We start from the raw sequence: 511 nt of genomic DNA, 5'->3' as shown, positions 1-511 counted from the left end.
TGGCGCGATCCGTCCTGGTGCAGCAGCATCCCCGGAAGCGGCCGGCGTGGACGCTTCTTGCGGTGCGCCGAACGCTTCGGCGCCTTCCGCACCAAACCCGCCGCATGCAAGGCCAGCTTCGTCACCGTGTAGCCAAGCACATAGCCATGCCGCTTTTGCAGCTGTTCATGGAAGTGCTTCACCGTGAAGTCCGCGTATTTGTCCCGGAACAGCCCGAGCATCCGCTCCAGTTCTTCCTCCGGCGCCCGTCGCGGCGATCGTCGGCCCATACGCAGGTCGACCAGCCCGTCGTCGCCCTCCGCTTCAAAGCGTTCCGCCCAGCGTTGAAATGTCCGCACGTTGATCCCGAGAAGCTCGGAGGCCGCAGCCTGCGTCAGCTCTTTCGCCTCCGTCCGATCCAATAAACTCGAAAACCGCATCCGTCGTACACCCTCGTGAATGGATGCCGTGCCCATCGTGCCCCCTTTGTTCCAGGGCACCAAAAACACGACACTTCACGAGCTACAAACAG

General features: G+C 62.4%; 1 protein-coding gene. It reads right to left on the bottom strand.

Annotation, left to right across the window (positions count from 1 at the left end):
- Positions 1-455, bottom strand: a 455-nt coding sequence (locus IVA82_RS17290; RefSeq protein ID WP_247493428.1) for a helix-turn-helix domain-containing protein, incomplete at its 3' end; no start/stop codon positions are given.
- Positions 456-511 lie beyond the last annotated feature (56 nt).

Origin of the sequence: Bradyrhizobium sp. 142 (genome assembly GCF_023074015.1) — a bacterium.
Classification (GTDB): domain Bacteria; phylum Pseudomonadota; class Alphaproteobacteria; order Rhizobiales; family Xanthobacteraceae; genus Bradyrhizobium.
The sequence above is the reverse complement of the archived record's forward strand: the minus strand, read 5'-3'. Positions and strand labels throughout refer to the sequence as shown.